The sequence below is a fragment of the Corynebacterium maris DSM 45190 genome (genome assembly GCF_000442645.1).
GTDB classification, from domain to species: domain Bacteria; phylum Actinomycetota; class Actinomycetes; order Mycobacteriales; family Mycobacteriaceae; genus Corynebacterium; species Corynebacterium maris.
Map to the genome: position 1 here is coordinate 1490822 of NC_021915.1, position 23612 is coordinate 1514433.

At 64.5% G+C, this 23612-nt stretch carries 21 protein-coding genes and 1 pseudogene; 8 read left to right on the plus strand and 14 right to left on the minus strand.

What is annotated here, in order from left to right; all coding sequences use genetic code 11:
• Positions 1 to 49 precede the first annotated feature (49 nt).
• Both B841_RS06995 and B841_RS07000 read left to right on the plus strand, forming a co-directional pair.
• Positions 50 to 742: a TVP38/TMEM64 family protein gene (locus B841_RS06995; protein ID WP_052337738.1), complete on the plus strand. Its 693-nt coding sequence runs from the start codon at positions 50 to 52 to the stop codon at positions 740 to 742.
• Positions 743 to 764: 22 nt separating this feature from the next.
• Positions 765 to 1304 carry a hypothetical protein gene (locus tag B841_RS07000; protein WP_041631806.1) on the plus strand — a complete coding sequence of 180 codons (540 nt, stop codon included), beginning with the start codon at positions 765 to 767 and terminating at the stop codon, positions 1302 to 1304.
• On the opposite strand, the gene B841_RS07005 is transcribed toward B841_RS07000, so the two are convergent.
• From B841_RS07005 to B841_RS07015, 3 genes are read right to left on the minus strand one after another with little or no spacing between them, the layout of a single operon-like run.
• Positions 1269 to 2477 carry an SPFH domain-containing protein gene (locus tag B841_RS07005; RefSeq protein ID WP_020934790.1) on the minus strand — a complete coding sequence of 403 codons (1209 nt, stop codon included), beginning with the start codon at positions 2475 to 2477 and terminating at the stop codon, positions 1269 to 1271. The genes B841_RS07000 and B841_RS07005 overlap by 36 nt on opposite strands.
• Positions 2478 to 2906, minus strand: coding sequence for an NfeD family protein (locus B841_RS07010; protein WP_084482089.1), 429 nt, complete (start codon positions 2904 to 2906; stop codon positions 2478 to 2480).
• 24 nt (positions 2907 to 2930) lie between these two features.
• A complete protein-coding gene (locus B841_RS07015) occupies positions 2931 to 3764 on the minus strand; it encodes a DUF3097 domain-containing protein (protein WP_020934792.1) in 834 nt (277 codons plus the stop codon).
• A 34-nt stretch (positions 3765 to 3798) separates the two neighbouring features.
• Here B841_RS07015 and B841_RS07020 point away from each other — a divergent pair, with 34 nt between their 5' ends.
• Positions 3799 to 4560, plus strand: a complete 762-nt coding sequence (locus B841_RS07020; protein ID WP_020934793.1) for a hypothetical protein — start codon at positions 3799 to 3801, stop codon at positions 4558 to 4560.
• On the opposite strand, the gene B841_RS07025 is transcribed toward B841_RS07020, so the two are convergent.
• The 3 genes and pseudogenes from B841_RS07025 to B841_RS07035 all read right to left on the minus strand — a co-directional run bounded on the left by B841_RS07025 (position 4527) and on the right by B841_RS07035 (position 6986).
• Positions 4527 to 5609, minus strand: coding sequence for a ferrochelatase (locus tag B841_RS07025; RefSeq protein WP_020934794.1), 1083 nt, complete (start codon positions 5607 to 5609; stop codon positions 4527 to 4529). The two genes, B841_RS07020 and B841_RS07025, sit on opposite strands and share 34 nt — an antisense overlap.
• Positions 5610 to 5640: 31 nt before the next feature.
• Positions 5641 to 6048, minus strand: a pseudogene (locus B841_RS07030) (NlpC/P60 family protein); the annotation flags it as partial.
• A 470-nt stretch (positions 6049 to 6518) separates the two neighbouring features.
• Positions 6519 to 6986 carry an Rv1476 family membrane protein gene (locus tag B841_RS07035; protein WP_020934796.1) on the minus strand — a complete coding sequence of 156 codons (468 nt, stop codon included), beginning with the start codon at positions 6984 to 6986 and terminating at the stop codon, positions 6519 to 6521.
• Positions 6987 to 7175: 189 nt separating this feature from the next.
• Between B841_RS07035 and acnA the strand changes: the two genes are divergently transcribed.
• Together acnA and B841_RS07045 are read left to right on the plus strand one after the other, a co-directional pair.
• On the plus strand, positions 7176 to 9971 hold the full coding sequence (gene acnA / locus B841_RS07040) for an aconitate hydratase AcnA (protein ID WP_020934797.1): 2796 nt from the start codon (positions 7176 to 7178) through the stop codon (positions 9969 to 9971).
• Positions 9972 to 10067: 96 nt separating this feature from the next.
• Positions 10068 to 10631, plus strand: a complete 564-nt coding sequence (locus tag B841_RS07045) for a TetR/AcrR family transcriptional regulator (RefSeq protein ID WP_020934798.1) — start codon at positions 10068 to 10070, stop codon at positions 10629 to 10631.
• An 8-nt stretch (positions 10632 to 10639) separates the two neighbouring features.
• Here B841_RS07045 and B841_RS07050 read toward each other — a convergent pair whose 3' ends face one another.
• Positions 10640 to 11260 (minus strand): NAD(P)H-binding protein, encoded by a 621-nt coding sequence (locus B841_RS07050; protein WP_020934799.1) that lies wholly within the window; start codon positions 11258 to 11260, stop codon positions 10640 to 10642.
• A 101-nt stretch (positions 11261 to 11361) separates the two neighbouring features.
• Here B841_RS07050 and B841_RS07055 point away from each other — a divergent pair, with 101 nt between their 5' ends.
• From B841_RS07055 to B841_RS07065, 3 genes are all read left to right on the plus strand, one after another.
• On the plus strand, positions 11362 to 11631 hold the full coding sequence (locus tag B841_RS07055) for an ACT domain-containing protein (protein WP_020934800.1): 270 nt from the start codon (positions 11362 to 11364) through the stop codon (positions 11629 to 11631).
• 12 nt (positions 11632 to 11643) lie between these two features.
• On the plus strand, positions 11644 to 13008 hold the full coding sequence (locus B841_RS07060) for a PFL family protein (protein WP_020934801.1): 1365 nt from the start codon (positions 11644 to 11646) through the stop codon (positions 13006 to 13008).
• Between the two features lie 170 nt (positions 13009 to 13178).
• A complete protein-coding gene (locus tag B841_RS07065; RefSeq protein WP_020934802.1) occupies positions 13179 to 15878 on the plus strand; it encodes an HAD-IC family P-type ATPase in 2700 nt (899 codons plus the stop codon).
• A gap of 21 nt (positions 15879 to 15899) precedes the next feature.
• Here the strand turns inward: B841_RS07065 and B841_RS13620 are convergent, their stop codons facing one another.
• From B841_RS13620 to sufD, 7 genes are all read right to left on the minus strand, one after another.
• On the minus strand, positions 15900 to 17615 hold the full coding sequence (locus tag B841_RS13620; RefSeq protein ID WP_020934803.1) for an RtcB family protein: 1716 nt from the start codon (positions 17613 to 17615) through the stop codon (positions 15900 to 15902).
• A gap of 185 nt (positions 17616 to 17800) precedes the next feature.
• Positions 17801 to 19429, minus strand: a complete 1629-nt coding sequence (locus B841_RS07075; protein ID WP_020934804.1) for an ABC-F family ATP-binding cassette domain-containing protein — start codon at positions 19427 to 19429, stop codon at positions 17801 to 17803.
• A 99-nt stretch (positions 19430 to 19528) separates the two neighbouring features.
• Positions 19529 to 19924 carry a metal-sulfur cluster assembly factor gene (locus B841_RS07080; protein ID WP_020934805.1) on the minus strand — a complete coding sequence of 132 codons (396 nt, stop codon included), beginning with the start codon at positions 19922 to 19924 and terminating at the stop codon, positions 19529 to 19531.
• Positions 19921 to 20376: a Fe-S cluster assembly sulfur transfer protein SufU gene (gene sufU, locus B841_RS07085; protein ID WP_020934806.1), complete on the minus strand. Its 456-nt coding sequence runs from the start codon at positions 20374 to 20376 to the stop codon at positions 19921 to 19923. The genes B841_RS07080 and sufU overlap by 4 nt, the downstream gene beginning before the upstream one ends.
• Before the next feature lie 5 nt (positions 20377 to 20381).
• Positions 20382 to 21644 (minus strand): cysteine desulfurase, encoded by a 1263-nt coding sequence (locus tag B841_RS07090; RefSeq protein WP_020934807.1) that lies wholly within the window; start codon positions 21642 to 21644, stop codon positions 20382 to 20384.
• 2 nt (positions 21645 to 21646) lie between these two features.
• Positions 21647 to 22405, minus strand: coding sequence for a Fe-S cluster assembly ATPase SufC (sufC, locus tag B841_RS07095; protein ID WP_020934808.1), 759 nt, complete (start codon positions 22403 to 22405; stop codon positions 21647 to 21649).
• A 41-nt stretch (positions 22406 to 22446) separates the two neighbouring features.
• A complete protein-coding gene (gene sufD, locus B841_RS07100) occupies positions 22447 to 23610 on the minus strand; it encodes a Fe-S cluster assembly protein SufD (protein ID WP_020934809.1) in 1164 nt (387 codons plus the stop codon).
• Between the last annotated feature and the right edge of the window lie 2 nt (positions 23611 to 23612).

Below are 23612 nucleotides of genomic sequence, written 5' to 3' on the forward strand. Positions count from 1 at the left end.
CTGAACACAACGCGCCGAGTAGGGTGGACGGGTGCGCTTTCTACGATCCTTGGCCGCTCTTCTCGGCGGGCTCTGTCGCGACGCCGTCGATGCTGTCCGGCAATGGTCGTGGGCCAAGAAAATTCTGGTCGCCGCCGCGGTCGTGGCCTTTATCGCGGTGACCGTTCTTTTTGACGTCCCCCCGCTGTCCACGCTGCGCGCGTGGGCGGATTCCGTCGGCGGTTGGTTCGTGGTGGCCTTCTGGTTCGCTTATGTCCTCATCACTCAATTCCCGGTCCCTCGCACCATCCTGACGCTTTCTGCGGGCGTGCTGTTCGGCCCCTGGGTCGGCATCCTGCTTTCTCTGACAGCGACTGCCGTGGCCGCCGCCGTCAGCCTGTCGATCGTGCGTGGGTTACTCGGTGAGTGGATTCGCCCCTATCTGAGGCACCCGGCGGTGGCAGGGATCAACCGGCGCCTGGAACAGCGTGGCTGGTTGGCGGTCACCAGTCTGCGCATGATCGCCGGCATTCCTTTTTCCGTCCTCAATTATGCGGCTGCGCTCACCAGCGTCCGGTTAGTGCCATTTACCGTCGCCACGTTCATCGGATCCGCCCCGGGAACCGTCGCGATGGTGTTTTTCGGGGACACGCTGACGGGTGAAGCTGACCCGGTCATCATCGTCATTACCGTGGTGTTGGCACTGGCGGGCATCGCTGGTCTACTTCTGGACTCCCGCCTCCCCGTCAAGGAGCAGCCCTAGACAGCAGGATAGACTGTGGCCCATGCTAGCTGTACATGCACGTTACCGTGGGCGTGAAACACGCCGCGCCGACCTTGTCCGCCGATCCGGGGAAGCCTTGTCCACCATGTCCGGAGTGGCGGGATTTGAGTCCTTGGGCGTCGAAGACATCCGCTCCGACATCGACTCCGCAGAAGCCTTGTGCAACGTGGTGATGGCGCTGCTCAGTGACGGAGCCTGGGCCATCGGCGTGGGCATCGCGGAGGAAGGGTGGGCCAGCGAGGCAGCCACGCACGCGCTCGGCGCCGGGGGCCGGGCCGGCACGGTCAAAGTCAGTTCACGGCTGTTGAAGGATGAGATCGCGGCGGTGTTTTTGCTGATCGCGCACGCGCTCAGCAAACGTTCCGTGGAGGGGCGGGAAGCGACGTCGCTGATGCGGGCGGGTTTTAACCAAAACGAAGCGGCGGCAGAACTGGGCATCTCCAAACAGGCGATGTCCCAGCGTCTGCACGCCGCTGGTTGGCAGGCTGAGCTGGCGGGGTGGCGCCTAGCCGTCAACCTCATCTCGATGGCGGACCGCTAGGCCCTCGTCGTCCTGGTTCTGCAGGTCCTGCACACCCTGCGGGTCCTGCTGCTTCGCGGCGAGCTCGTGCACTTCCGGGTCAATCGGCTTCTTGGCCACGGCGTTGGCGGCGGCGACGGCTTCGGCGATCTCCGGGGAGGATTCGGTGCTGAACCATCCTTCTGTGTCTTCTGCCTCGGCGAGGTCACGGGTGGCGTCGTCGACCTGCGGCGGCTCGTAACGAAAGACCCCGTCCTCGTCCTTCTGGGCGAAGGACTTCGCGAAGTCCTGCAGGGTGTCGCCGAACTGGGAGGGGATCATCCACATCTTCGACGACTGGCCGTCGGCGATCTTCGGCAGCTTGTCCAGGTATTGGTAGGCCAGCACCTCTGGGGTGACCTTCGCCGACTTGATGGCGGCGTTGACCTTCTGGATCGCCCGGGCCTCACCTTGGGCGTGCAGGTAGGTGGCGGCGCGCTCACCTTCGGCGCGGAGCATCGTGCCCTGGCGCTCTGCCTCCGCGGAGAGAATCGCCGCGTGTTTCTCGCCCTCCGCGGAGAGGATGCGCGCCTGCTTCTGCCCCTCGGCGGTCTTGATGTCAGACTCTCGCTGGCCTTCCGCAGTGAGGATCATGGCGCGCTTTTCGCGGTCCGCCTTCATCTGCATCTCCATCGACTGCTGAACGGACGCCGGCGGGTCAATGGCCTTCAACTCGACTCGGCTGATGCGCAACCCCCACTTGCCGGTGGCCGCGTCGAGTTCACCGCGTAGACGTCGGTTGATCGTGTCGCGAGAGGTCAGCGACTCCTCCAAGGTCAATCCACCGACGACGTCACGGAGCGTGGCCACCGAAATCTGCTCGACGCCGACGATGTAGTTGTCCACGCCGTAGGTGGCGCGGGCGGGGTCGTTGACCTGGAACGTCACCACGATGTCGATGGCCACGGTCAGGTTGTCGCGGGTGATGACGGCCTGCGGCGGGAACGACACGACGCGTTCACGGGTGTCGACGCGTTCGCGCACCCGGTCAATGAACGGGACCAACAGAGTGATTCCGCCGGACACCGTCCGGGTGTAGCTGCCGAGACGCTCGATGACGGCGGCTTCTCCCTGAGGCACCACGACGATGGCCGTGACGACGATGGCGACGACGAGCACCAAGAGGACGATCAATAAAATGGCGCCAATTCCCATTTAGGGCTCCTTCCACACGACGGCGGTAGGGCCGTCGATGCTGATGACAGTGACATGTTCGCCGACAGCGAACGTGGTGGTGGGATCCAGGGCCCGAGCGGACCAAATGGAGCCTTCCAAGCGGATCTGACCGCTTCCCCCGCCAATTTCCTCCAACACTTCCGCGCTGTGTCCCACCAGGGCCTTCGGTGAAGTGTCCAGAGCCTGGGGACGGTGCAGGCGCTTCTTGAGGTATGGACGCAAAAAGACCAGCAAGCCAATAGAGGAAACCGCAAAAGTAAGGACTTCGGCCCAGATCGGGACATCAAACACCGCGACGCCGACCGTGGCCAGCGCCCCTCCCGCAAGCATCAGCAAAGTAAACTCGCCGGCGGCTAACTCCAGGACGGCGAGCACTGCGGCGACGATCAACCAGACAATTGCTCCCACAGCGCCCAAGGTACAGGACTTGGGCTATGAGAGGTCAGATTTCGACAATTCCGGGTTGGTCACGAAGTCGACGAGACGTTCCACCGCTCCGATGAGGGTGGAATCCAAGTCCCGGAAAGAGCCGACGGCGTTGTAGACCCGGCTCCACCCCTCCTTGGGGTCGTTCCATCCGACACGCCGGCAAATTCCGGTTTTCCAGTCCTCTCCGTAAGGCACGTCCGGCCAGGCCGCCAATCCGAGGCGCTCCGGCTTCACGGCGGCCCAAATATCAATGTACGGATGCCCGGTCACCATGACATGGGGGCCGACGGACTCGGTCAACCTGGATTCCTTGGAACCTTCCACCAGGTGGTCGGCGAGCACACCCACCCGTCGCCCGGGGCCGGGTTGAAATTCCTCGAGCCGCGCCCACAGATTGTCCAGCCCCTCCAGGAACTCCACCACGACGCCTTCCACCCGGAGGTCGTGCCCCCAGACTTTCTCCACGATCGCGGCGTCGTGGACGCCCTCCACCCAGATCCGCGACGGCGCGGCCACCTTCGCCTGAGCGTTCTGCACCTTTCGTGAACCGGAGTTCGACCGTTGCGGCGCCCGTTTCGGGATGTGCCGGGTAAGTGAGATCCGGCGCCCCTCATGCAGGAATCCGCCCCGAACCATCTGAAACAACCGCTGGCGGCCATGTCGGTCCTCCAGCCGCACCAGATCCCCCTGGTGCGTCTTCTGTGTCCCGACCACGGCGCCCACGAACTCATCGCCGAAGACCTCCACCACCATGCCGGGCTCGGCCGGCAGGATCGGATACTCGACAGGGCGGTTGCGAGAATGGCCGGAAAAGATGTCGCCTGCGTAACGGTTCATGGGGCCAGGATTCTAGCCGCTATGATCGCCAGCCATGGATATGCGCGCCGAAGTGTGGTCTCCCCTGCAGCACACCGCCGTGTGGTTGGGTGCCTGGCTGCACGGACATGAAACGACAGACGACCTGTTGCAGGCTCTCCGCGATTTAGGGGGGCGGCACGAACTCATCGACGGCCGCCCGTTGACCGACCTGCTCGCGCAACTTCGTTCGGTGGCCGACGTGGAGGGGGAAGATCCTGTCCTGCGGCTTGTGCTCTCGGGACCAGGCGAGGCCCCTGCGCTGCCGGCAGGCAGCGACGCTGCGCAGAAAGCGGCGCGCAACGGGGTGGGAGCAATCACCGTCAAGGACAATGACTTGATTTCCTCCCATGTCCTAGTCCCTGACTTGGCCGGACCCCTCACTCGGTGGGAATGGTTCACCTTCACCGATCCGCTCCCTGCGTCGGCGTGGCTCTCCCCCGGCGAGGCTGACCGGCTCCTGGCTGAAGCCACCCGCCAAGCCGCCGACATCATCGAACGCAGCGGCTACCGGACAGACGCGTTGAACACCCCACGCCTGACGGTGGGGGCTCTCTCCGACTTCTACGACACGCCGGGGCTGCCGTCCGCTGTCCCCGGTCGTGCGGCGAAGCTCTTCGCTCGCGCCGACCGGGTCGCCGCCATCGTGGAAACAGTGACGGCCCGGATTGGCGACCACACTCTCGACCCCCAATTACTGAGCCTGTGGCGTCACATCCGGGCCGCCCGCATGGCGGGCGTGGCTTATGCCGTGGCCGACTTCGGCCGGGCGATCTGACAGCAGCCCGGGAAGCACGGGGCTCCGTTGACCGTGCAACCGGATACCGTGACCTCACCAAGGCTGGCCCACGGCTGATCGTCGGTAAGCTCCGTGATGATGTCGACGACCATGCCCGCGAACTCCTGTTCTGGGCCGGCGGTACGGGTGCGATGGAGGGTGACGCCGACCTTGTCGGCGGCTTCCTTCAACTCCGTGTCCAGGTCCCAGAGGACTTCCATATGGTCCGAGATAAACCCGACCGGGCACACGACGACGGCACGCACACCGTCTCTTTCGGCGATGGCCTCGGTGTGGTCGACGATGTCGGGCTCGAGCCACGGCGTCGCCGGGTTTCCTGAACGCGACTGCCACACCACGTCGTAAGAATCGACGCCCGCCTCCTCGGCGATAAGCTGGGAAGCCTCGGCCACCTGCCGGGAGTAGAGGTTCTTGTCCCCCTCCCCGCCGGAGGCGTCGTCCGCGGCGTTCGGCACCGAGTGAGCGGTGAACAGCATGCGGGTCTGCCCGCGACGCTCGGCGGGCACGCCCGCGTAGGCTTCTCGCACGGCGTCGGCCATCAGCGTGACAAAGGTGGGATGGCTGTAGAACTGGCGCAGCTTAGTGAAGCGGATCTCCGGCAGCCCCTGATCGGCGAGGTGCCTGCGCATCGCTCGGATGTCTTCGTCGTACTGCAGGCAGGCGGAATACCCGCCCCACGCGGACGTGGCGAAGACCAGCGCGTTACGGATGCCGTCGGCAGCCATTTTCTCTGCGGTGTCCCCAGCGAGCGGGTGCCAGTTCCGGTTCCCGAAATACACGGGCAGGTCCATACCTCGCCGGGCCAGTTCCGCCTCAATATTGGCGATGATTTCTTTGTTCAGTTCATTGATCGGGCTGACGCCGTTGAAGTGGTAGTAATGCTCCCCCACCTCTTCCAGTCGCTCATCCGGGATGCCTCGACCGGCAGTGACGTTGCGGAGGAAGGGGACGACGTCCTCATTGCCCTCCGGCCCTCCAAAGGACAGGACGAGCAACGCGTCGTAGTCATGTTCTTGCGAATCGGTCATAACAAGAGACTACCAACTTTAGTTCGATTGATTAGATTAGGCGCACCACGTGCTCCGACATGCCCTCCCAGCGCACCGGAGTCTCCTGCACCACTCCGCCGGAAGTGGGGGCTTCGACCATCATGCCGTCGCCGAGGTAGATCGCCACGTGGGCAGAGCCGCCCGGCCCGTAAAAGATCAGATCCCCGCGCTGCATGTCCTGCGGAGCGACATGCTCCCCACGAAGGTACTGATGCCCCGTGTACTGGGGGAGCTGGATTCCCGCCCCTGAGAAGGCGTATTGAACCAGGCCCGAACAGTCGAAGCCGACTTTCCGGAAATCGCCGAAAATGTCGGCGCTCGCCCCATCGCGAACCCCGGCGGTGGGCCCAAAAGCGTTTCCGCCGCCCCACGCATACGGGATGCCCACCTGAGATTGCGCCCGAGCAATGGCCGTCTCCACCTGCTCATTGCTCACGCCAGACTCGGTTCCAGAAACAACAGGGGCCGCCCCTTGTTGTGCGGCCGCCGGGGCGACCCCGCCGAGGAGGCCAAGCAGGGCGGTAGCCGCCACCACGCGAGAACGACTGCGTACAGACAAAAAATCTCCTCACTCGGTCAAGTTTCGAGACTTGACCCTACGTACGGACTTCCCGCCTGGCCCACCTTCCGCGCCAGCGTGCTTCCCCACATGCCCGTGCGTCGAACCCCATGGTTCGCAAAGGTGCGCCCTGCCCGGTCTGGCCCGGGCCGGGATCACAAGGCAGGACCATATTCCACAATCGACGCAGCCGTACACGCGTCCGACCGCTCTCTCCCGTTATGTGGCCGTTACATAACAGTCACCCGGCCGTGACCTGCAGGTTCAATGGCGGCGAAGGGTGTGTGATACTCGTCACACAATTAGCTACGATTGCGTAACTCTTTTATTCAATCAAGTTCCTGAACTTGACCCCTGGCCGACCACCACACGCACAGAGTGGCCGCCACCGCACAGACGACGATCACCGCCGAGACCGCCGCCCAGTTCACAGAAAAGGAGTTCGCCTCGGACAAAAACTCTGCGACGCCCACCACGTAGTCCGGCTCCGCCAGCAGGGTATTTCGGGAAGTTTCGATGGCCGCGCGGGAGTGCTCCTCGCTGACCGCTGCGCCGGTTCCGGGCCCGCGGACGATCACGGTGGAGAAATCCATGCCGTCGAGCACGGCTTGCCCGACGTCCCTCAGGTGGACGGGGCTTCCCGGGCCAGAGACGATCACCGCCGCCGACTCCCCTGCCACGACCTCCCGCAACTGCTCCGCCAACACGGGATCCACCATCTCGGGGGAGGTGAAGGCGACCGGGGCATCCTCGAGCTGCCGGGACAGGGCAGAAATGTCTACGTCGGCTGGAATCATGGGCAATACGATACGGAAGTTCTACCCGGGACGGGGGCGGGCACCCCCGACACGTTCTTCGTAAAATAGAAACCGGACGATTGTACTGTTAAAATGGCAGGAAACGACACCCCTCTCCCAGTAGACTTCTGGGTGACGAGTTGCTCGTTAATGACGAAATCACCCAATATCAGGAAATGGAGCGTCCCCTTGACTGAAAGTCTGAACTCTTTCAACGCCAAGCGCACCCTCGAAGTAGGCGACAAATCCTACGACTATTTCGCACTCGACGCAGTCGAAGGCATGGAGAAGCTTCCGTACTCCCTCAAGGTCCTCGCCGAGAACCTGCTGCGCACCGAAGACGGCAAGAATGTGACCACCAAGCACATTGAGGCCATCGCAAACTGGGATCCGACGGCTGAGCCCTCCACCGAAATCCAGTTCACCCCGGCCCGCGTCCTCATGCAGGACTTCACCGGCGTCCCCTGTGTCGTCGACCTGGCCACCATGCGCGAGGCCGTCGAAACCCTCGGCGGCAACCCGAACGACGTCAACCCGCTGAACCCGGCTGAGATGGTCATCGACCACTCCGTGATCATCGACGCCTTCGGCACCTCCGACGCGTTCGAGCAGAACGTCAACATCGAATACGAGCGCAACGAAGAGCGCTACAAGTTCCTGCGTTGGGGCGCCGAGAACTTCTCCAACTTCCGCGTCGTTCCCCCGGGAACCGGCATCGTCCACCAGGTCAACATCGAGTACCTGTCCCGCGTCGTCTTCGACAACGACGGACTGGCGTACCCGGACACCTGCATCGGCACCGACTCCCACACCACCATGGAAAACGGCCTGGGCATCCTGGGCTGGGGCGTCGGCGGCATCGAGGCCGAAGCCGCCATGCTCGGTCAGCCGGTCTCCATGCTGATCCCGAAGGTCGTGGGCTTCAAGCTGTCCGGCGACATCCCGGCCGGCGTCACTGCCACCGACGTCGTCCTGACCATTACCCAGATGCTGCGCGAGCACGGCGTCGTCGGCAAGATCGTCGAGTTCTACGGCGCCGGCGTCGCAGCCCTGCCGCTGGCCAACCGCGCCACCATCGGCAACATGTCGCCGGAGTTCGGCTCCACCGCCGCCATGTTCCCGATCGACGAGGTCACTCTCGATTACCTGCGCCTGACCAGCCGCGACGAGGAAACCATCGATCGCGTCGGAGCGTACGCCAAGGCTCAGGGCATGTGGCTCGACCCGCAGAGCCCGGCCGAGCCGGAGTTCTCCGAGTACCTCGAGCTGGACCTGTCCACCGTCGTGCCGTCCGTCGCCGGCCCGAAGCGTCCGCAGGACCGCATCGAGCTGTCCAAGTCCAAGGACCAGTTCCGCTCCGACCTGAACAACTACACCTCCACCTCCGGCAACCCGGACGTGCAGGACTTCGTCGCCGAGGGCGGCAACCCGGGCAAGCACGGCCGCAGCGAGCTGCCGTCCGTCGCTCCGGAATCCTTCAACCTCGCCCGTACCTCCGACGGCCGCGCCTCCAACCCCGTCAAGGTCGACTACGACGGCGAAGAGATGGTCCTGGATCACGGCATGGTGGCCATCGCCTCCATCACCTCGTGCACCAACACCTCCAACCCGCAGGTCATGCTGGGCGCCGGCCTGCTGGCCCGTAAGGCCAACGAGCTCGGGCTGCAGTCCAAGCCGTGGGTCAAGACCTCCATGGCGCCGGGCTCCCAGGTCGTCACCGCCTACTACGACAAGGCTGACCTGTGGAAGGACCTGGAGGCCCTGGGCTTCTACCTCGTCGGCTACGGCTGCACGACCTGCATCGGCAACTCCGGCCCGCTGCCGGAGCCGATCTCCGAGGCCATCAACGACACCGACCTGGCCGCCACCGCAGTCCTGTCCGGCAACCGTAACTTCGAAGGCCGCATCTCCCCGGACGTCAAGATGAACTACCTGGCGTCCCCGATGCTGGTCATCGCCTACGCCATCGCCGGCACCATGGACTTCGACTTCGAGACCCAGGCTCTGGGCAAGGACAAGGAAGGCAACGACGTCTTCCTGAAGGACATCTGGCCCTCCACCGAGGAAATCCAGAAGACCATTGACGCGTCCATCACTTCCGAGATGTACGCCGAGGACTACGCCGACGTCTTCACCGGTGATGAGCGCTGGCGCGCACTGGAGACCCCGACCGGGAAGGTCTACGAGTGGGACGAGGGCTCCACCTACATCCGTAAGGCCCCGTACTTCGACGGCATGGAGCTGGATCCGGCCCCGATCTCCGACATCAAGGGCGCCCGCACCCTGGCACTGCTGGGCGACTCGGTCACCACCGACCACATCTCCCCCGCCTCCACCATCAAGCCGGGCACCCCGGCCGCCCAGTACCTGGACGCCAACGGCGTTGAGCGCAAGGACTACAACTCCTTCGGCTCCCGTCGCGGCAACCACGAGGTCATGGTGCGCGGCACCTTCGCCAACATCCGTCTGCGTAACCTGCTCCTGGACGACGTTTCCGGTGGCTACACCCGCGACTTCACCCAGGAGGGTGGACCGCAGGCGTTCATTTACGACGCCTCGCAGAACTACCAGGAAGCGGATATTCCGTTGGTCGTTCTCGGCGGCAAGGAGTACGGCTCCGGCTCCTCCCGCGACTGGGCCGCCAAGGGCACCCGTCTGCTGGGCGTGAAGGCCGTCATCGCCGAGTCCTTCGAGCGCATCCACCGCTCGAACCTCATCGGCATGGGCGTCGCCCCGCTGCAGTTCCCGGAGGGCGAGTCCTGGCAGTCGCTGGGTCTCGACGGCACCGAGACCTTCGACATCGAGGGCCTGTCCTCCCTCAACGACAGCGAGGAAATCCCGTCCACGATCAAGGTCACCGCCACGAAGGAAGGCGGCGACAAGGTCGAGTTCGACGCAGTCGTGCGCATCGACACCCCGGGCGAGGCAGACTACTACCGTCACGACGGTATTCTGCAGTACGTCCTGCGCGGAATGGTCAAGTAGGCCCCTAGCCTTTCGCTTGATCTGACCCCCATGTAGAGCCCGCGCCCGGAAGTCCGGGCGCGGGCTCTACGTTTACCCACATAAGGAGAGACTCACATGCCCGTCGTCAGCGACGAGGAACTCGCCCGTCGTCGTCACGACATCATGGAAAAGGCACGCGGTTGCTTCGCCGAATACGGATATGAAGGAGCGACGGTCCGTCGCCTGGAGAAAGCCACCGGCAAATCCCGGGGCGCCATCTTCCACCACTTCGGAGACAAGGAAAACCTGTTTCTGTCGATCGCTCACGAAGACGCCGAACGACAGGCGGCCGTCGTCGCCGAAGCCGGTCTGGTCGAAGTGATGCGGGACATGCTCAAACGCCCCGAACGGCACGAATGGTTGGCCACGCGGCTGGAGATCTCCCGCAAGTTGCGCACCGAGCCGGATTTTCGGGCCCGGTGGAAGGAACATCAACAAACACTGGATCAGGCCGTCCGGGACCGGTTGGCGCGCAACGCCGAGGAAGACCGGATGCGTGACGACGTGGACCTGTCTGTCCTCCAGATGTTTCTGGAAACCGTCATGGACGGTTTCATCACCCGGCTGGCGTCAGGAGAACCGACCGACCGGCTCGACGCCGTGCTCGACGTGACCGAGGACGCAGTGCGCAAGCACTGACGGCGCGATCAGGCGTCGATGAATGCGTAGGTGCCGGATTGGGCCGGCGCCTGCGCGAACTCAGCCAGAACCTGCGCGACCAACTCCCGGGACGTGGTGGCCTCCGCCGCCTCCCGGGAGTTTTCCACGTGATCGTAAGCGCCGGCCGGTTCATCGGTGAGTCGGGCCGGAGCGAGGATCGTGTAGTTGAGATGACTTCCGGTCAACCGCTTGCCGACCGCCTTCTTCGCCTTGACGTAGGCCGCCCAGCTGGAACCGTCGTCTTCCGGGTCGAGGCGGTCCCATCCCAGATAAGACACTGTGAGATAGTACGGCGGCTTTTCCATAGATTCCAGCCCAGAGATCACCGCGAGCTCTCCATCCCGGTCGATGGCGAGCGTGCCCTCTGCGCCTGCCTTGCCGCCGTTGCCGGCGGACCAAGCCACGACGTCGAAACCCGATAAGATGGCCGACCAGTCTTCCACTTCAGTCAAGTCCTGAACAATGACTTCAGCGCCGAGCCCCCGGATATCAGCTTCGTGGTCCGGATTACGGATCAATGAGGCCACCTCCACCCCGGCGTCCACGAGTTGAGCCGTCGCCATTTGAGCCACCCGTCCGTGGCCTCCGATAATCAATGCTTTCGTCATGCCGTGACATCCTTGTCTTCTTGTTACGCGGGTCACCCACCACGGTAGGTCAACCGAGGGACGGCGCGCAGCAGACGGCGGCCGGAAGATATGATGGCGTCATGTTCGCCATCATCACTGTCACCGGTGCGGACCACACCGGAATCATCGCCGCCGTGACCACCACCCTCGCCGAGAAGGACGTCAATATCGTCGACGTCTCCCAAACCTTGATGGACAAGTGGTTCACGATGATTCTCCGCGTCGAGTTCGACGAGACCGTCTTGCCCATCGCCCGGTTGCAGGACGCCTTGGACGAGGTGGGGACTCAGCAGTCCCTCGTCATTCGCGTGCAGTCCGAAGCCCTCTTTTCCGCCGTCAACGAAATTTAGGAGGCGCCCCTCATGTCGCTGAATTTCCAATCCAAGGGCATCCTCGACACGATCGAGATGATCGAGAAATACCGTCTCGACATCCGTACCGTGACCATGGGCGTCTCCCTGCTGGAATGCACCCGCACCACCATGGCCGAAACCGCTCAGGCCGTCTACGACCGCGTCACGGCGCAAGCGGGCCGGCTCGTCGACGTATGCGAAGACATCGAAGCCGAATTGGGCGTGCCCATCGTCAACAAGCGGATTTCCGTCACACCGATCTCGCTCATCACGGCGGGTGTGGACGGCAACCCTGTGGACGTCGCACACGCCCTGGACAAGGCCGCCGCGGCGACCGGGGTGGATTTCATCGGCGGTTACTCCGCTCTCGTGGAGAAAGGCGCCACGACCGCGGAGAAAAAGCTGATCGACTCCATCCCCGAGGCGTTGTCCGTGACCGACCTGGTGTGCGGTTCCGTGAACATCGCCTCCTCCCGGGCCGGCATCAACATGAACGCGGCCGCAGCCATGGGGCACGTGATCAAGGAAGCCGCCGAGCTGACCAAGGACAACTCCGCGATCGCCTGCGCCAAGCTGGTGGTCTTCGCCAACTCCGTGGGGGACAACCCTTTCATGGCCGGCGCTTTCCACGGCATCGAAGAACCCGACTGCGTCGTCTCCGTCGGCGTGTCCGGCCCCGGCGTGGTCGACCGGGCGCTGGGGTCCCTGGAGGGGGCGAGCCTGAATCAGGTCGCCGAGGAAATCAAGAAGGCCGCCTTCAAGATCACCCGCACCGGACAGCTGGTCGGCGCCATGGCCGCTGAACGGCTCGGAGTCCCCTTCGGCATCGTGGACCTCTCCCTGGCCCCCACCGCCGAGATGGGTGATTCCGTGGCTCACATTCTCGAACACATGGGCCTGGACCAAGTGGGTACGCACGGCACCACTGCGGCGCTCGCCCTGCTCAATGACGCGGTCAAGAAGGGCGGCATGATGGCCTCGGCCCGCGTCGGCGGCCTGTCCGGTTCCTTCATCCCCGTCTCAGAGGACAAGGGCATGATTGATGCGGTGCGCTCCGGCGCCATTTCCATAGACAAGCTTGAGGCCATGACCGCCATCTGCTCGGTGGGGTTGGACATGATCGCTATCCCGGGAGATACCCCGGCGGAGACCATCGCCGGCATGATCGCCGATGAGGCGGCGATCGGCGTGATGAACCATAAGACCACCGCGGTGCGCGTTATTCCGACTCCGGGCACGGTCTCCGGTGACGAAGTCAATTTCGGTGGACTGCTCGGCTACGCTCCCGTCATCCCCGTCAACACCGTGGGTAACCGCCGGTTCATCGAGCGTGGCGGATTCATCCCCGCCCCGGTGCACGGCTTCCGAAACTAGGTGGCGGCCTAAACAAACGCACGCGCGCCCCGGAACATTGTGTGCCAGGGCGCGCGTGTGTTTTTCATGGGGCGGGTGATCGCCCCTGAATCGGTGGGCAAGGCTCTGGCCGCGTACCTAGGCTGGGGAAGGTATCCGACCGGAAGGACTTATCCAGGATGACTTCAGCCATGTCGACCACTGCCGGAGCGCCTGTGCCGGATGCGCATGCCCTCCCGGTAGACCAGGTGTTGGACCGGCTGGGCAGCTCGGTGAAGGGGCTTTCCGCCGGCGCTGTCGCGGACCGACTGGCGGAGCACGGCCCCAACGCCCTCCCCCAGGCCGAGCAAGAGACCTGGTGGCAACGGCTGCTACGGCAGTTCAACGACCCGATGATCTACGTGCTGATCACCGCAGGCGTGCTCACCGCGATCATGGGCCAGGTCATCGACACTGCGGTCATCGCCGCCGTCGTCGTCATCAACGGCCTGGTCGGTTTCATCCAGGAAGGAAAAGCCGCGGACGCGCTGGAGTCCATCCGCGACATGCTCTCCCCCGAATCCGAGGTGCTGCGCGACGGCACGTGGGTACAGGTGCCGTCGGAGGAGCTGGTGCCGGGCGACGTCGTCAAACTCCGGGCCGGCGATAAGATCCCCGCCGATCTGCGGCTGCTGGAGGCCGCGAGTCTGCGCACCGAAGAATCCGCGCTGACGGGTGAGTCCCTCACCGCCGAGAAGTCCCTCGCCGCAGTCGACGAGGCGGCCGGCGTCGGGGATCGCCCGTCCATGGTCTTCTCCGGGACGACGGTCGCCGCCGGATCAGGCGTGGGCGTGGTCGCCGTGACCGGTGCAGGCACCGAGATCGGCCGCATCACCGGCATGATCCAGGACGTCGAGCAGGTGGAGACGCCCCTGACGAAGGCGATGGGCAAGTTCTCCTCGATCATCGCCGTCATCGCCCTTGTCCTGGCCGTGCTCATGGTCCTGGTCAGTTGGTTGCTGTACCGGACCGGCTGGGCCGACCTGCTCATGAGCGCCATCGGCTTCGCCGTCGCCGCCATCCCCGAAGGCCTTCCCGCCGTCATGGCCATCACCCTGGCGCTGGGGGTGCAGAAGATGGCGGGCCAGAACGCCATCACCCGCCGCATGAATTCAGTCGAGACCCTCGGTTCCGTCACCACGATCTGCTCAGACAAGACCGGAACCTTGACCCGCAATGAAATGACCGTGCAACACGTACTGACTCGGGCACACACCTACCAGGTCTCCGGCGTCGGTTACGCCCCGGAAGGATCAGTCGCCGTCGACGGGGAACCCGCTGCCCTCGCCGAGCACCGGGACCTCGCCCTCATCGCCGAAGTCGCCGCCTATGCCAACGACTCTGCGGTGCGGCAGACAGAAGACGGAGCCTGGAAACTCGCCGGCGAACCCACCGACGGCGGCATCAAGGTCTTCGCCCTGAAAACCGGTTGCGAGGACAACGGCTCCCGCCTCGCCACCGTTCCTTTCGACTCCGAGCACAAATACATGGCCACCCTCGACGACCTCGACGGCGACGTCTTCCTCCACCTCAAAGGCGCCCCCGACCGGCTCCTGGATCGCAGCTCCGCCCAGATTTCCGCGGACGGCTCCACGGAACCGCTGGATCGGGCATTCTGGGAAGACGCCGTCGATGAGCTCGGCGGCCACGGACTACGCGTGCTCGCCGCCGCCCGCCGTGACGCCACCCACGCAGATCGAGTGAGCAACGCGGACGTCGACGAAGGCGAATTCACCTTTATCGGGCTGTACGGCATCATCGACCCGCCCCGCGAGGAGGCCATCGAAGCGGTCCGCATCGTGCAGGACGCCGGCATCCGGGTGCGCATGATCACCGGCGACCACGCCTCCACCGCGACGGCGATCGCAAAAGAAGTGGGCATCGCCGACGGCCGCACCATCACCGGCCCCGAACTGGAATCCGCCAGCGACGAGGACCTCCAGCGGATCGTCGCCGACACGACCGTGTACGCCCGCACCTCCCCGGAGCACAAACTCCGCTTGGTGCAGGCACTCCAACGCAACGGGGAAGTCGTCGCCATGACCGGCGACGGCGTCAACGACGCCCCCTCCCTCAAACAGGCGGACGTCGGCGTGGCCATGGGCGTCAAGGGCACGGAGGCCACCAAGGACGCCGCCGACATCGTGCTCGCCGACGACAACTTTGCGACGATTTCCCGGGCCGTCAGCATGGGCCGCAACATCTACGACAACCTCAAGAAGGCGATCGTGTTCATGCTGCCGACCAACGGCGCACAGGGACTGGTCATCTTCGTCGCCATGCTGCTGGGGATGACGCTGCCCATCACTCCCCTGCAGGTGCTCTGGGTCAACCTGATCACCGCGGTGACGCTGTCGCTGGCCTTGTCCTTCGAGCCGGCGGAACCGGACATCATGAAGCGGAAACCACGTGACCCGGACGCCTCGTTTCTGGATTCCGAGGCGATCCTCAGGATCCTCTATGTCTCCCTGCTGCTGGGCGGGGCGACGACGCTGGTGTTCGAATGGGCGATCTCCGCCGGCGCCCAGCTAGACGTGGCGCGCACCTGGGCGGTCAACACCCTCGTCATGGGCCAGGTCTTCTACCTTTTTACCGCCCGCTTCTCCCGGGTCAGCGCCCTGCGCAAAGAACTGTTCACCACCAACCCGATCTCCTGGCTGTGCGTGGGGGCCATGCTGGTGTTGCAACTGGCCTTCGTGTACCTGCCCTTCGCGCAGGTGGCCTTCCAGACGACGGCCGTATCCCTGCAATCCTGGCTCCTCTCAGTCACCGTCGGGGCCGTGATCTTCGCCGCCGTGGAGGTCGACAAGGCCCTCCGCCGGGGCGCGGAGACCCGGCGCGCCACCGTGTGAGGGCCCGGGCGGCTCAGTCACTCACGTGCCCTTGACGTTAAGCACCTGACGTAGCTCATGGACGATCTCGACGAGGTCGGCGGCGTCTGCCATGACCTGGTCGATGTCTTTGTAGGCCGCGGGGATTTCATCCACCCATTGCGCGCCGGGCCGGTAGACGATGCCTTTCATGGCGTGGTCGAGGTCGGCGGCGGTGAAGTGTTTTTTGGCTTGGCGACGGGACATGACTCGGCCGGCGCCGTGGGGCGCGGAGTAGAGGGCGTCGGCGTTGCCTTTGCCGCGGGTGACATAAGAGCGGGTGCCCATGCTGCCGGGGATCAGGCCCATGACGCCGTCGCGGGCGTCGATGGCTCCTTTGCGGGTGAGCCAGAGGTCTGTGCCGCGGAGGGGGATTTTCTCGGTGTAGTTGTGGTGTGTGTTCACTCGTCGTACCTCCACGTCGTGTGGGGCGTCGCCCATGAGGCGGGCGAGTTGGCTGACGAAGCGGTCCATCATCTCCTCCCGGTTGAGCAGAGCGAACCTCTGGGCCCAGCGCAGCTCCGTGAGGTACTGGTCGAACTCCGGGGTGTCTTCGGTGAGGTAGGCGTGGTCCTGGTCGGCGAGGGTGATGTTCTGCTTCTTCATGAGCCCGCGGGCGATCTTGATGTGTTTTTGGGCGATCTTGTTTCCGACGCCTCGGCTGCCGGAGTGCAGGAAGCACCAGACGCGGTCTTGTTCGTCGAGGCAGAGTTCGATGAAGTGGTTGCCTCCGCCCAGGGAGCCGAGTTGGACGCGCCACTGTGGAGAGTGTGACAGGTCGACGCTTTCTTTTTTGGCTTGGGCTTCGAGTTCAGCGATGCGTTGCTGGGTGTGTTGGTGGTGGATTTTGCGGTTGTAGTTGCCTGGGCTGAGGGGGATGGAGCGTTCGATCTGGTCGCGGAGCTCGGTCAGGTCGATGGTGTCGAGGTCGTCGGCGGTGTAGCGGGTGTGTGCGGCGATCATCCCGCAGTTGTGGACGAAGACGCCGGCGGCGAGGGCGAAGTTGTTGTGGTCCTCGATCTGTAGGCAGTAGACGTCTTCGCGGCGGTCCAGGTGCTCAGTTTTGATCACTGTGCGGTGGTGGGCGTGCTCAGCGTCTGTGTGTGGGATCGTGGTGACGGTCGCGGCTGGTGTTGAGGTTAAAGCCCGGGTCGGCTGCGTCTCTGGCGTGCCGGTGTGCGCGCGTTGCTGTCCGTGTCGAGTCTGGCGGCGGTGGTCGAGGGACATGAGGCTGTCATCGCATGTGAGGTGCTGAGCTTCGAGGTAGGTGCCGTCAGTGAGCATGAACTCATGGTCTGGGGTGCAGATGATGTCCTCCCCGCCGGAGATAGTCACGCTCATCAGTGGCGCGTTGGCGCGGGTTTTGAGCGCAGTCGCCCGGCCGGCGACGGTCTGCAGGTTGTTGTCTCGCGAATAGACCCAGTGAATGCCGCCTTCTTCGGTCATCTGCTTGAGTGTTTTCTGGCGACCGTCCACGAGGGAGACTCTCGTCTCCCCTACGAAACATCCGATGTCGACGCCGACGGCGGCGGGAATCACGGCGCCGTCGGTCGGGATGACGGTGCCGACCGCGCTGCCTTTTCCGGCGTGGGCGTCGGGCATGAGGGCGACGTGCGGGGTGATGAATGGCAGTTCAGCGAGGGCTAGGGCCTGCTCGCGGGTGGTGTCGTCGATGATGCTGGCCCAGCTGAGGACGTTGGGGGCGAGCTGTGTCGGCATGGTGTCTCCTTGTTTAAACCCGGTTGACTCCACGGTAGCGGGTGTCGCGAGAAGATGATCTGCCGTGTTTTCCGGCCGACGCGTCGTGGTCGGCTACACCCAGCACAGACAACGCGGGCGCAGAGACCTAGGGGTTTACTGTCCCCCGTCGGTGCTCTGAGCCTGCGTGTGCGCGTGTGTAAGGCTTACGCCAGCTCCACGATCTCCATGTATTCGTCCGACCACAGATCCTCGTCGCCTTCGGGCATGATGATCACGCGCTCGGGCTCCAGGGCGCGCACCGCGCCGGGGTCGTGGGTGACCAGGACGACTGCGCCGGTGTAGGTCTTGAGCGCGTCGAGGACCTGTTCGCGGGACTGCGGGTCCAGGTTGTTAGTCGGCTCGTCGAGGAGCAGGACGTTGGCGCGCGAGGAGACGAGCGTGGCCAAGGCCAGTCGGGTCTTCTCGCCGCCGGACAGCGTCCCGGCGGGCTGTTCGAGCTTGTCGCCGGAGAACATGAACGCCCCCAGCAGACTGCGCAGATCCTGCTCGTCGGCGTCGGGGCAGGCGTCGAGGGTGTTTTGCCACACCGACTTGTCGCCGTCGATGGTGTCGTGCTCCTGGGCGAAATAACCCACCTTGAGGCCGTGCCCGGAAACGATGCCGCCTTCGCCGTCGGTGCGCTCCACACCGGCGAGCAGTTTCAGCAGGGTCGTTTTGCCGGCGCCGTTGTAGCCGAGCACGACCACCCGCGATCCCTTGTCGATCGCCAGGTCCACGCCGGCGAAGACTTCCAGCGACCCGTACATCTTGGTCAGCCCCTTGGCGAACATCGGGGTTTTGCCGCAGGCGGCCGGCTCGGGGAACTTGATGGAGGCGACCTTGTCTTCGATCCGCACCTCGTCCAGCTGGTCCAGCAGGCGGTCCGCGCGGGCGACCATCTGCTTGGAGGCGGCCGCCTTGTTGGCTTTCGCCCCGAAACGGGCGGCCTGCTTCTTCAGTGCGGAAGCCTTCTTCTCCGCGTTGGCGCGCTCCCGGCGGCGACGTGCCTCATCCCCGGCACGGGCGTCCTTGTACTTGGCGAAGCCCATGTTGTACACGTCCGCCTCGGCACGCACGGCGTCGAGGTACCAGACTTTGTTGCACACGGCGTCGAGCAGCTCGACGTCGTGGGAGATCATGACCAGCCCACCCTCATGCTTGGACAAAAACTCCCGCAGCCAGGTGATGGAATCGGCGTCGAGGTGGTTGGTCGGCTCGTCGAGAAGCAGCGTCGTCTGGGACTTGCCCGAGCCGTTGGTGGCGGCGAAGAGGATCTGCGCGAGCTCCACGCGGCGTCGCTGACCGCCGGAGAGCGTCTTGAGCTGCTGGTCCAGCACGCGCTGCTCCAAACCGAGGTTGTCGCAGATGGCGGCGGCTTCGCTGTCGGCCTCGTAGCCGCCGAGCGAGCTGTAGCGCTCCTCCAGCCGGGAGTACTTCGCGATGGCCTTGTCGCGCTTGCGGTCATCGTCGGATTCCATCAGCTCCTGCTGCTTGGCCATGGAACGGCGGATCTCGTCGAGCCCCCGGGCGGAGAGCACCCGGTCGCGGGCGGTTTGTTCGATGTTGCCCTCGCGGGAATCCTGCGGCAGGTAGCCGATCTCTCCGGAGGTGGTGACCTCGCCCCCGTAGGGCTTCGTCTCCCCCGACAGGATGCGCATGGTGGTGGTTTTGCCCGCGCCGTTGCGTCCGACCAGGCCGACGCGGTCCCCCGGCTGGACACGCAGATGTTGGCCCGGGGCCGTCAGGAGGGTTCGGGCGCCGACACGGACCTCAAGGTCATTGGTGACAATCACAACAGATCAGTCTATCAACCATGGCAAACGACGAGGCAGTCGCCGGGGCGAATCCCCCGGCGACTGCCTCGTCGCGTGTGTTTTTCGGTCGTGCCGGTCCTAGACCGCGAAACCGATGGCGCGCAGCTGCTCGCGCCCGTCCTCGGTGATCATGTGCGGACCCCACGGCGGCATCCACACCCAGTTGAGCTCGAGTGCCTCGCACTCGGTGTTGCCGAGGACGGCCTGGGTGGCTTGATCCTCGATGACGTCGGTCAGCGGGCACGCCGGCGAGGTCAGGGTCATGTTGACGACGGCGATCTTCTCGCCGTCGTCTTCCTCCACCCAGACGTCGTAGACGAGGCCGAGGTCGACGACGTTGATGCCGAGCTCGGGGTCGATGACGTCGTGCATGTACTCTTCGACTTCAGAGGCCAGAGCAATCTGCTCTTCGGTCATCTCAGGGCGGGTGCGTGCGCCGTCGAAGTTGGACGAACTAGTGGCTGGATCGGTCATTTTTCCTCCAATTCATTGAGCGTCTCTGCGGTGGCCGCCTGAAACGCCTTCCATCCCAACAGCGCGCATTTCACACGTGCCGGGAACTTTGCGACGCCCACGAAAGCGACGCCGTCTCCGATGAGCTCGTCGTTTCCTTCCACTGCGCCGCGGGACATAATCATTTCCTCGAAACTCGCGAGCTTCTCCATCGCCTTCTCCACGCTCTGGCCGATGATCTCATCGGTCATGACGGAGGTGGAGGCCTGCGAAATGGAGCACCCCTCGGCGTCGTAGGAGACGTCCTCCACGATCTTTCCGTCACTGCTCAGACGCACCCGGAGGGTGATCTCGTCGCCGCAGGACGGGTTGACGTGGTGGACCTCCGCGCCGTACGGGTCACGCAACCCGGTGTGCTTCGGATGCTTGTAATGGTCCAGGATGACTTCCTGGTACATCGCTTCCATACTCACTGCTTCTATTTCACCCCAAAGAACTCGCGGGCCCGCTCAATCGAGTCGACCAACACGTCGATCTCTTCGCGGGTGTTGTACAGGTAGAAGCTAGCACGCGCCGTCGACTGCGCGTTCAGCGCACGGTGCGCCGGCCACGCGCAATGGTGGCCGACCCGGATGGCTACCCCACTGTCGTCGAGCAGCTGGCCGAGGTCATGCGGGTGAAGCCCGTCGACCACGAAGGACATCGCCCCTCCCCGGTTCTCCGCCGCCAGCGGACCGACGATGCGCAGACCGTCGATTCCGCGCATGCGCTCCAGCGCGTAGGCCGTCAGATCCTGTTCGTGGGCGTGGATGTTCTCCATGCCCACCTCGTTCAGGAAATCGACTGCGGCGCCGAGCCCCACGACCTGGCTGGTCATCTGGGTGCCCGCCTCAAAGCGCTGCGGGGCCTCCGCAAAGGTGGTCCCGTCCATCGCCACAACCTCGATCATGGAGCCGCCGGTCAAAAAAGGCGGCAACTGGTTGAGCAGGGCGGCCTTGCCGTAGACCGCGCCGACCCCGGAGGGGCCGAGCATCTTGTGACCGGAGAAAGCCGCGAAGTCGACGTCGAGCGCATGGAAGTCGACCGGCATGTGCGGCACCGACTGGCAGGCGTCGAGCACCGTCACTGCGTCGACGGCCCGGGCGCGACGCACCAACTCGTCGACGTCGACGATGGCGCCGGTGACGTTGGACTGGTGGGTGAAAGCCACTACCTTGACGGTCTCGTCGAGCTCGAGGGAATCGAGGTCGACGCGCCCGTCGTCAGTGGCGGCATACCACTTCAGCGTGGCGCCGGTACGTCGGCACAGCTCCTGCCAAGGCACCAGGTTCGCGTGGTGTTCCAGCTCCGTGACGACGACGGTGTCGCCCTCCCGGACCTGAAGGTCACCGGACCGGTCGTCACCGAGGGTGAAGGCGACCAGGTTGAGCGCCTCCGTGGCGTTCTTGGTGAAGGCGATCTCGTGACCGCGGGCGCCGACGAAAGCCGCGATCTTCTCACGGGCGCTTTCGTAGGCGTCGGTGGCTTCCTCCGCGAGCTGGTAGGCGCCGCGGTGGACCGGTGCGTTCGTGTGGAGGACAAAGCGCTCTTCCGCACGCCAAACCCGTTCAGGACGCTGCGACGTGGCCCCGGAGTCCAAGTAGACGAGGGGCTTATCATCACGCACAGTACGTTCGAGAATCGGGAATTCGGCGCGGATGGCGTCGGTGTTCAGCGTTCCGTCTGGGTTCGTGTAAGCCATATTTATGCGATGAACTGCTCGTAGCCGTCGGCTTCCAGCTTGTCGGCCATCTCGGCGCCGCCGGTGGCGACGATCTTGCCGTCGGCGAAGACATGGACGTAGTCGGGCTGGACGTGGTTGAGGATGCGCTTGTAGTGCGTGATCATCAGGACGCCGCCGTTGGTCTCCTCCTGGTAGGTGTTGATGCCCTCGGAGACGACCTGCAGGGCGTCGACGTCCAGGCCGGAGTCGGTCTCGTCCATGACGGCGAACTTCGGCTTCAGGATGCCCAGCTGCAGGACCTCGTGACGCTTCTTCTCGCCGCCGGAGAAGCCCTCGTTCACCGAGCGCTCACCGAAGGACTTGTCGATCTTCAGGGCGTCGCGGGCGCCGTTGACTTCCTTGACCCAGTTACGCAGGGAGGGAGCCTCGCCGCGGACGTGGGTGGCCGCGGAGCGCAGGAAGTTCGACGACGACACGCCCGGCACCTCGGTCGGGTACTGCATCGCCAGGAACAGGCCGGCGCGGGCACGCTCGTCGACCTCGAGCTCGAGGACGTTGACGCCGTCGAGCAGAACTTCGCCGGCGGTGACCTCGTACTTCGGGTGACCGGCCAGGGTGTAGGACAGGGTGGACTTGCCGGAGCCGTTCGGCCCCATGATGGCGTGAGTCTCACCGGACTTGATGGTCAGGTTGACGCCCTTGAGAATCTCGATCGGCTCGGCGCCCTCCTCGTTCGGCAGGACCTGCGCGTGGAGGTTCTTGATTTCCAGAGTGGACATATCTTTTACAGGCTCTTTTCGTTTCAGGTGACGATCTGGGGTTAGGCGAGGACGCCGAGTTCTTCGATGACCCGGCTCTCTAGGTCTTCGCGGATGGACTCGACGGAGACGTTGTTGATGATCTCGCTGAAGAATCCGCGGATGATCATGCGGCGGGCGTCTTCCTTCGGGATACCGCGGGACATCAGGTAGAACATCTGCTCGTCGTCGAAACGTCCGACGGTGGCGGCGTGGCCGGCGCCGGCGATTTCGCCGGTCTCGATCTCGAGGTTCGGGATGGCGTCGGCGCGGGCACCGTCGCTGAGCACCAGGTTGCGGTTGGTCTCGTAGGTGTCGGTGTTGTCCGCGTTGGCGCGGATCAGCACGTCGCCGACCCAGCAGGTGCGGGCCTCCGGCTTGCCGGAGGTCGGATCCGCCTGCAGCGCACCCTTGTACAGGACACGGGAGCGGCAGTTCGGCTCGGAGTGGTCCACCGTCAGGCGGTTTTCGATGTACTGGCCGTCATCTGCGAAGTACATGCCGTACATTTCGGCGTTGCCGCCCTGGGCCGTGTACTTCACGCGCGGAACGATGCGGACGATCTGGCCGCCGAAGGTGGCCACGGTGTGGCGCACATGGGCGTCGCGGCCGACCTGAACGATCTGGTTGGACAGGTGAATCGCGTCAGTGTCCCAGTTCGCGTCGACGATGACGTTGACGTTGGCGTTGTCACCGACGATGAATTCGACGTTGTCGGCGTGGGTGCCGGAACCACGGTAGGTCAGCACGACGGTGGCTTCCGCGTTCGCTCCGACGTGGACGCTGGTCGCGCCGAAAGAGGTCACGTCCTCGCCCTTGCCGGTGATCGTGATGCGGATTGGCTCAGTGACCTGCTCGTTGGCCGAGACCGTCACGAGCTGGGCGGACTCCATCGACGTCCAGGCCTGTGCGGCGACCCGGTCGACGGGGGCGCCGGCGGTGCCGAGTCGCTCGTCGTCCTTGGACACCGTTTCGACGGTGACGTTCTCGGCGGCCTCGACCTTAACGTCCTGCTCGGTGGCCGGAGCGAACTTGCCGTTGTGCAGTCCGCGGATGCGGCGCAGCGCGATGAAGCGCCAGACCTCGTCACGTCCTCCCGGAACTGCGAAGTCGTCGACGTTGAACGAGGTGAACGCGTCTCCCTTGTTGTTTTCTCCGGACGCGTTCTTGACTGTTGCGGTAGCCATTG

What these genes read in the sequence shown, in the direction of transcription:
- B841_RS07060 (WP_020934801.1), top strand. Translation starts at nt 11,644, where the DNA reads ATGTCGCTGAATTTCCAATCCAAGGGCATCCTCGACACGATCGAGATG.
- B841_RS07080 (WP_020934805.1), bottom strand. Translation starts at nt 19,924, where the DNA reads ATGACCGATCCAGCCACTAGTTCGTCCAACTTCGACGGCGCACGCACC.
- B841_RS13620 (WP_020934803.1), bottom strand. Translation starts at nt 17,615, where the DNA reads ATGCCGACACAGCTCGCCCCCAACGTCCTCAGCTGGGCCAGCATCATC.
- B841_RS07020 (WP_020934793.1), top strand. Translation starts at nt 3,799, where the DNA reads ATGGATATGCGCGCCGAAGTGTGGTCTCCCCTGCAGCACACCGCCGTG.
- B841_RS07000 (WP_041631806.1), top strand. Translation starts at nt 765, where the DNA reads ATGCTAGCTGTACATGCACGTTACCGTGGGCGTGAAACACGCCGCGCC.
- sufC (WP_020934808.1), bottom strand. Translation starts at nt 22,405, where the DNA reads ATGTCCACTCTGGAAATCAAGAACCTCCACGCGCAGGTCCTGCCGAAC.
- sufD (WP_020934809.1), bottom strand. Translation starts at nt 23,610, where the DNA reads ATGGCTACCGCAACAGTCAAGAACGCGTCCGGAGAAAACAACAAGGGA.
- B841_RS07065 (WP_020934802.1), top strand. Translation starts at nt 13,179, where the DNA reads ATGTCGACCACTGCCGGAGCGCCTGTGCCGGATGCGCATGCCCTCCCG.
- B841_RS07045 (WP_020934798.1), top strand. Translation starts at nt 10,068, where the DNA reads ATGCCCGTCGTCAGCGACGAGGAACTCGCCCGTCGTCGTCACGACATC.
- B841_RS07055 (WP_020934800.1), top strand. Translation starts at nt 11,362, where the DNA reads ATGTTCGCCATCATCACTGTCACCGGTGCGGACCACACCGGAATCATC.
- B841_RS07050 (WP_020934799.1), bottom strand. Translation starts at nt 11,260, where the DNA reads ATGACGAAAGCATTGATTATCGGAGGCCACGGACGGGTGGCTCAAATG.
- B841_RS07035 (WP_020934796.1), bottom strand. Translation starts at nt 6,986, where the DNA reads ATGATTCCAGCCGACGTAGACATTTCTGCCCTGTCCCGGCAGCTCGAG.
- B841_RS07015 (WP_020934792.1), bottom strand. Translation starts at nt 3,764, where the DNA reads ATGAACCGTTACGCAGGCGACATCTTTTCCGGCCATTCTCGCAACCGC.
- B841_RS07025 (WP_020934794.1), bottom strand. Translation starts at nt 5,609, where the DNA reads ATGACCGATTCGCAAGAACATGACTACGACGCGTTGCTCGTCCTGTCC.
- B841_RS07005 (WP_020934790.1), bottom strand. Translation starts at nt 2,477, where the DNA reads ATGGGAATTGGCGCCATTTTATTGATCGTCCTCTTGGTGCTCGTCGTC.
- B841_RS07090 (WP_020934807.1), bottom strand. Translation starts at nt 21,644, where the DNA reads ATGGCTTACACGAACCCAGACGGAACGCTGAACACCGACGCCATCCGC.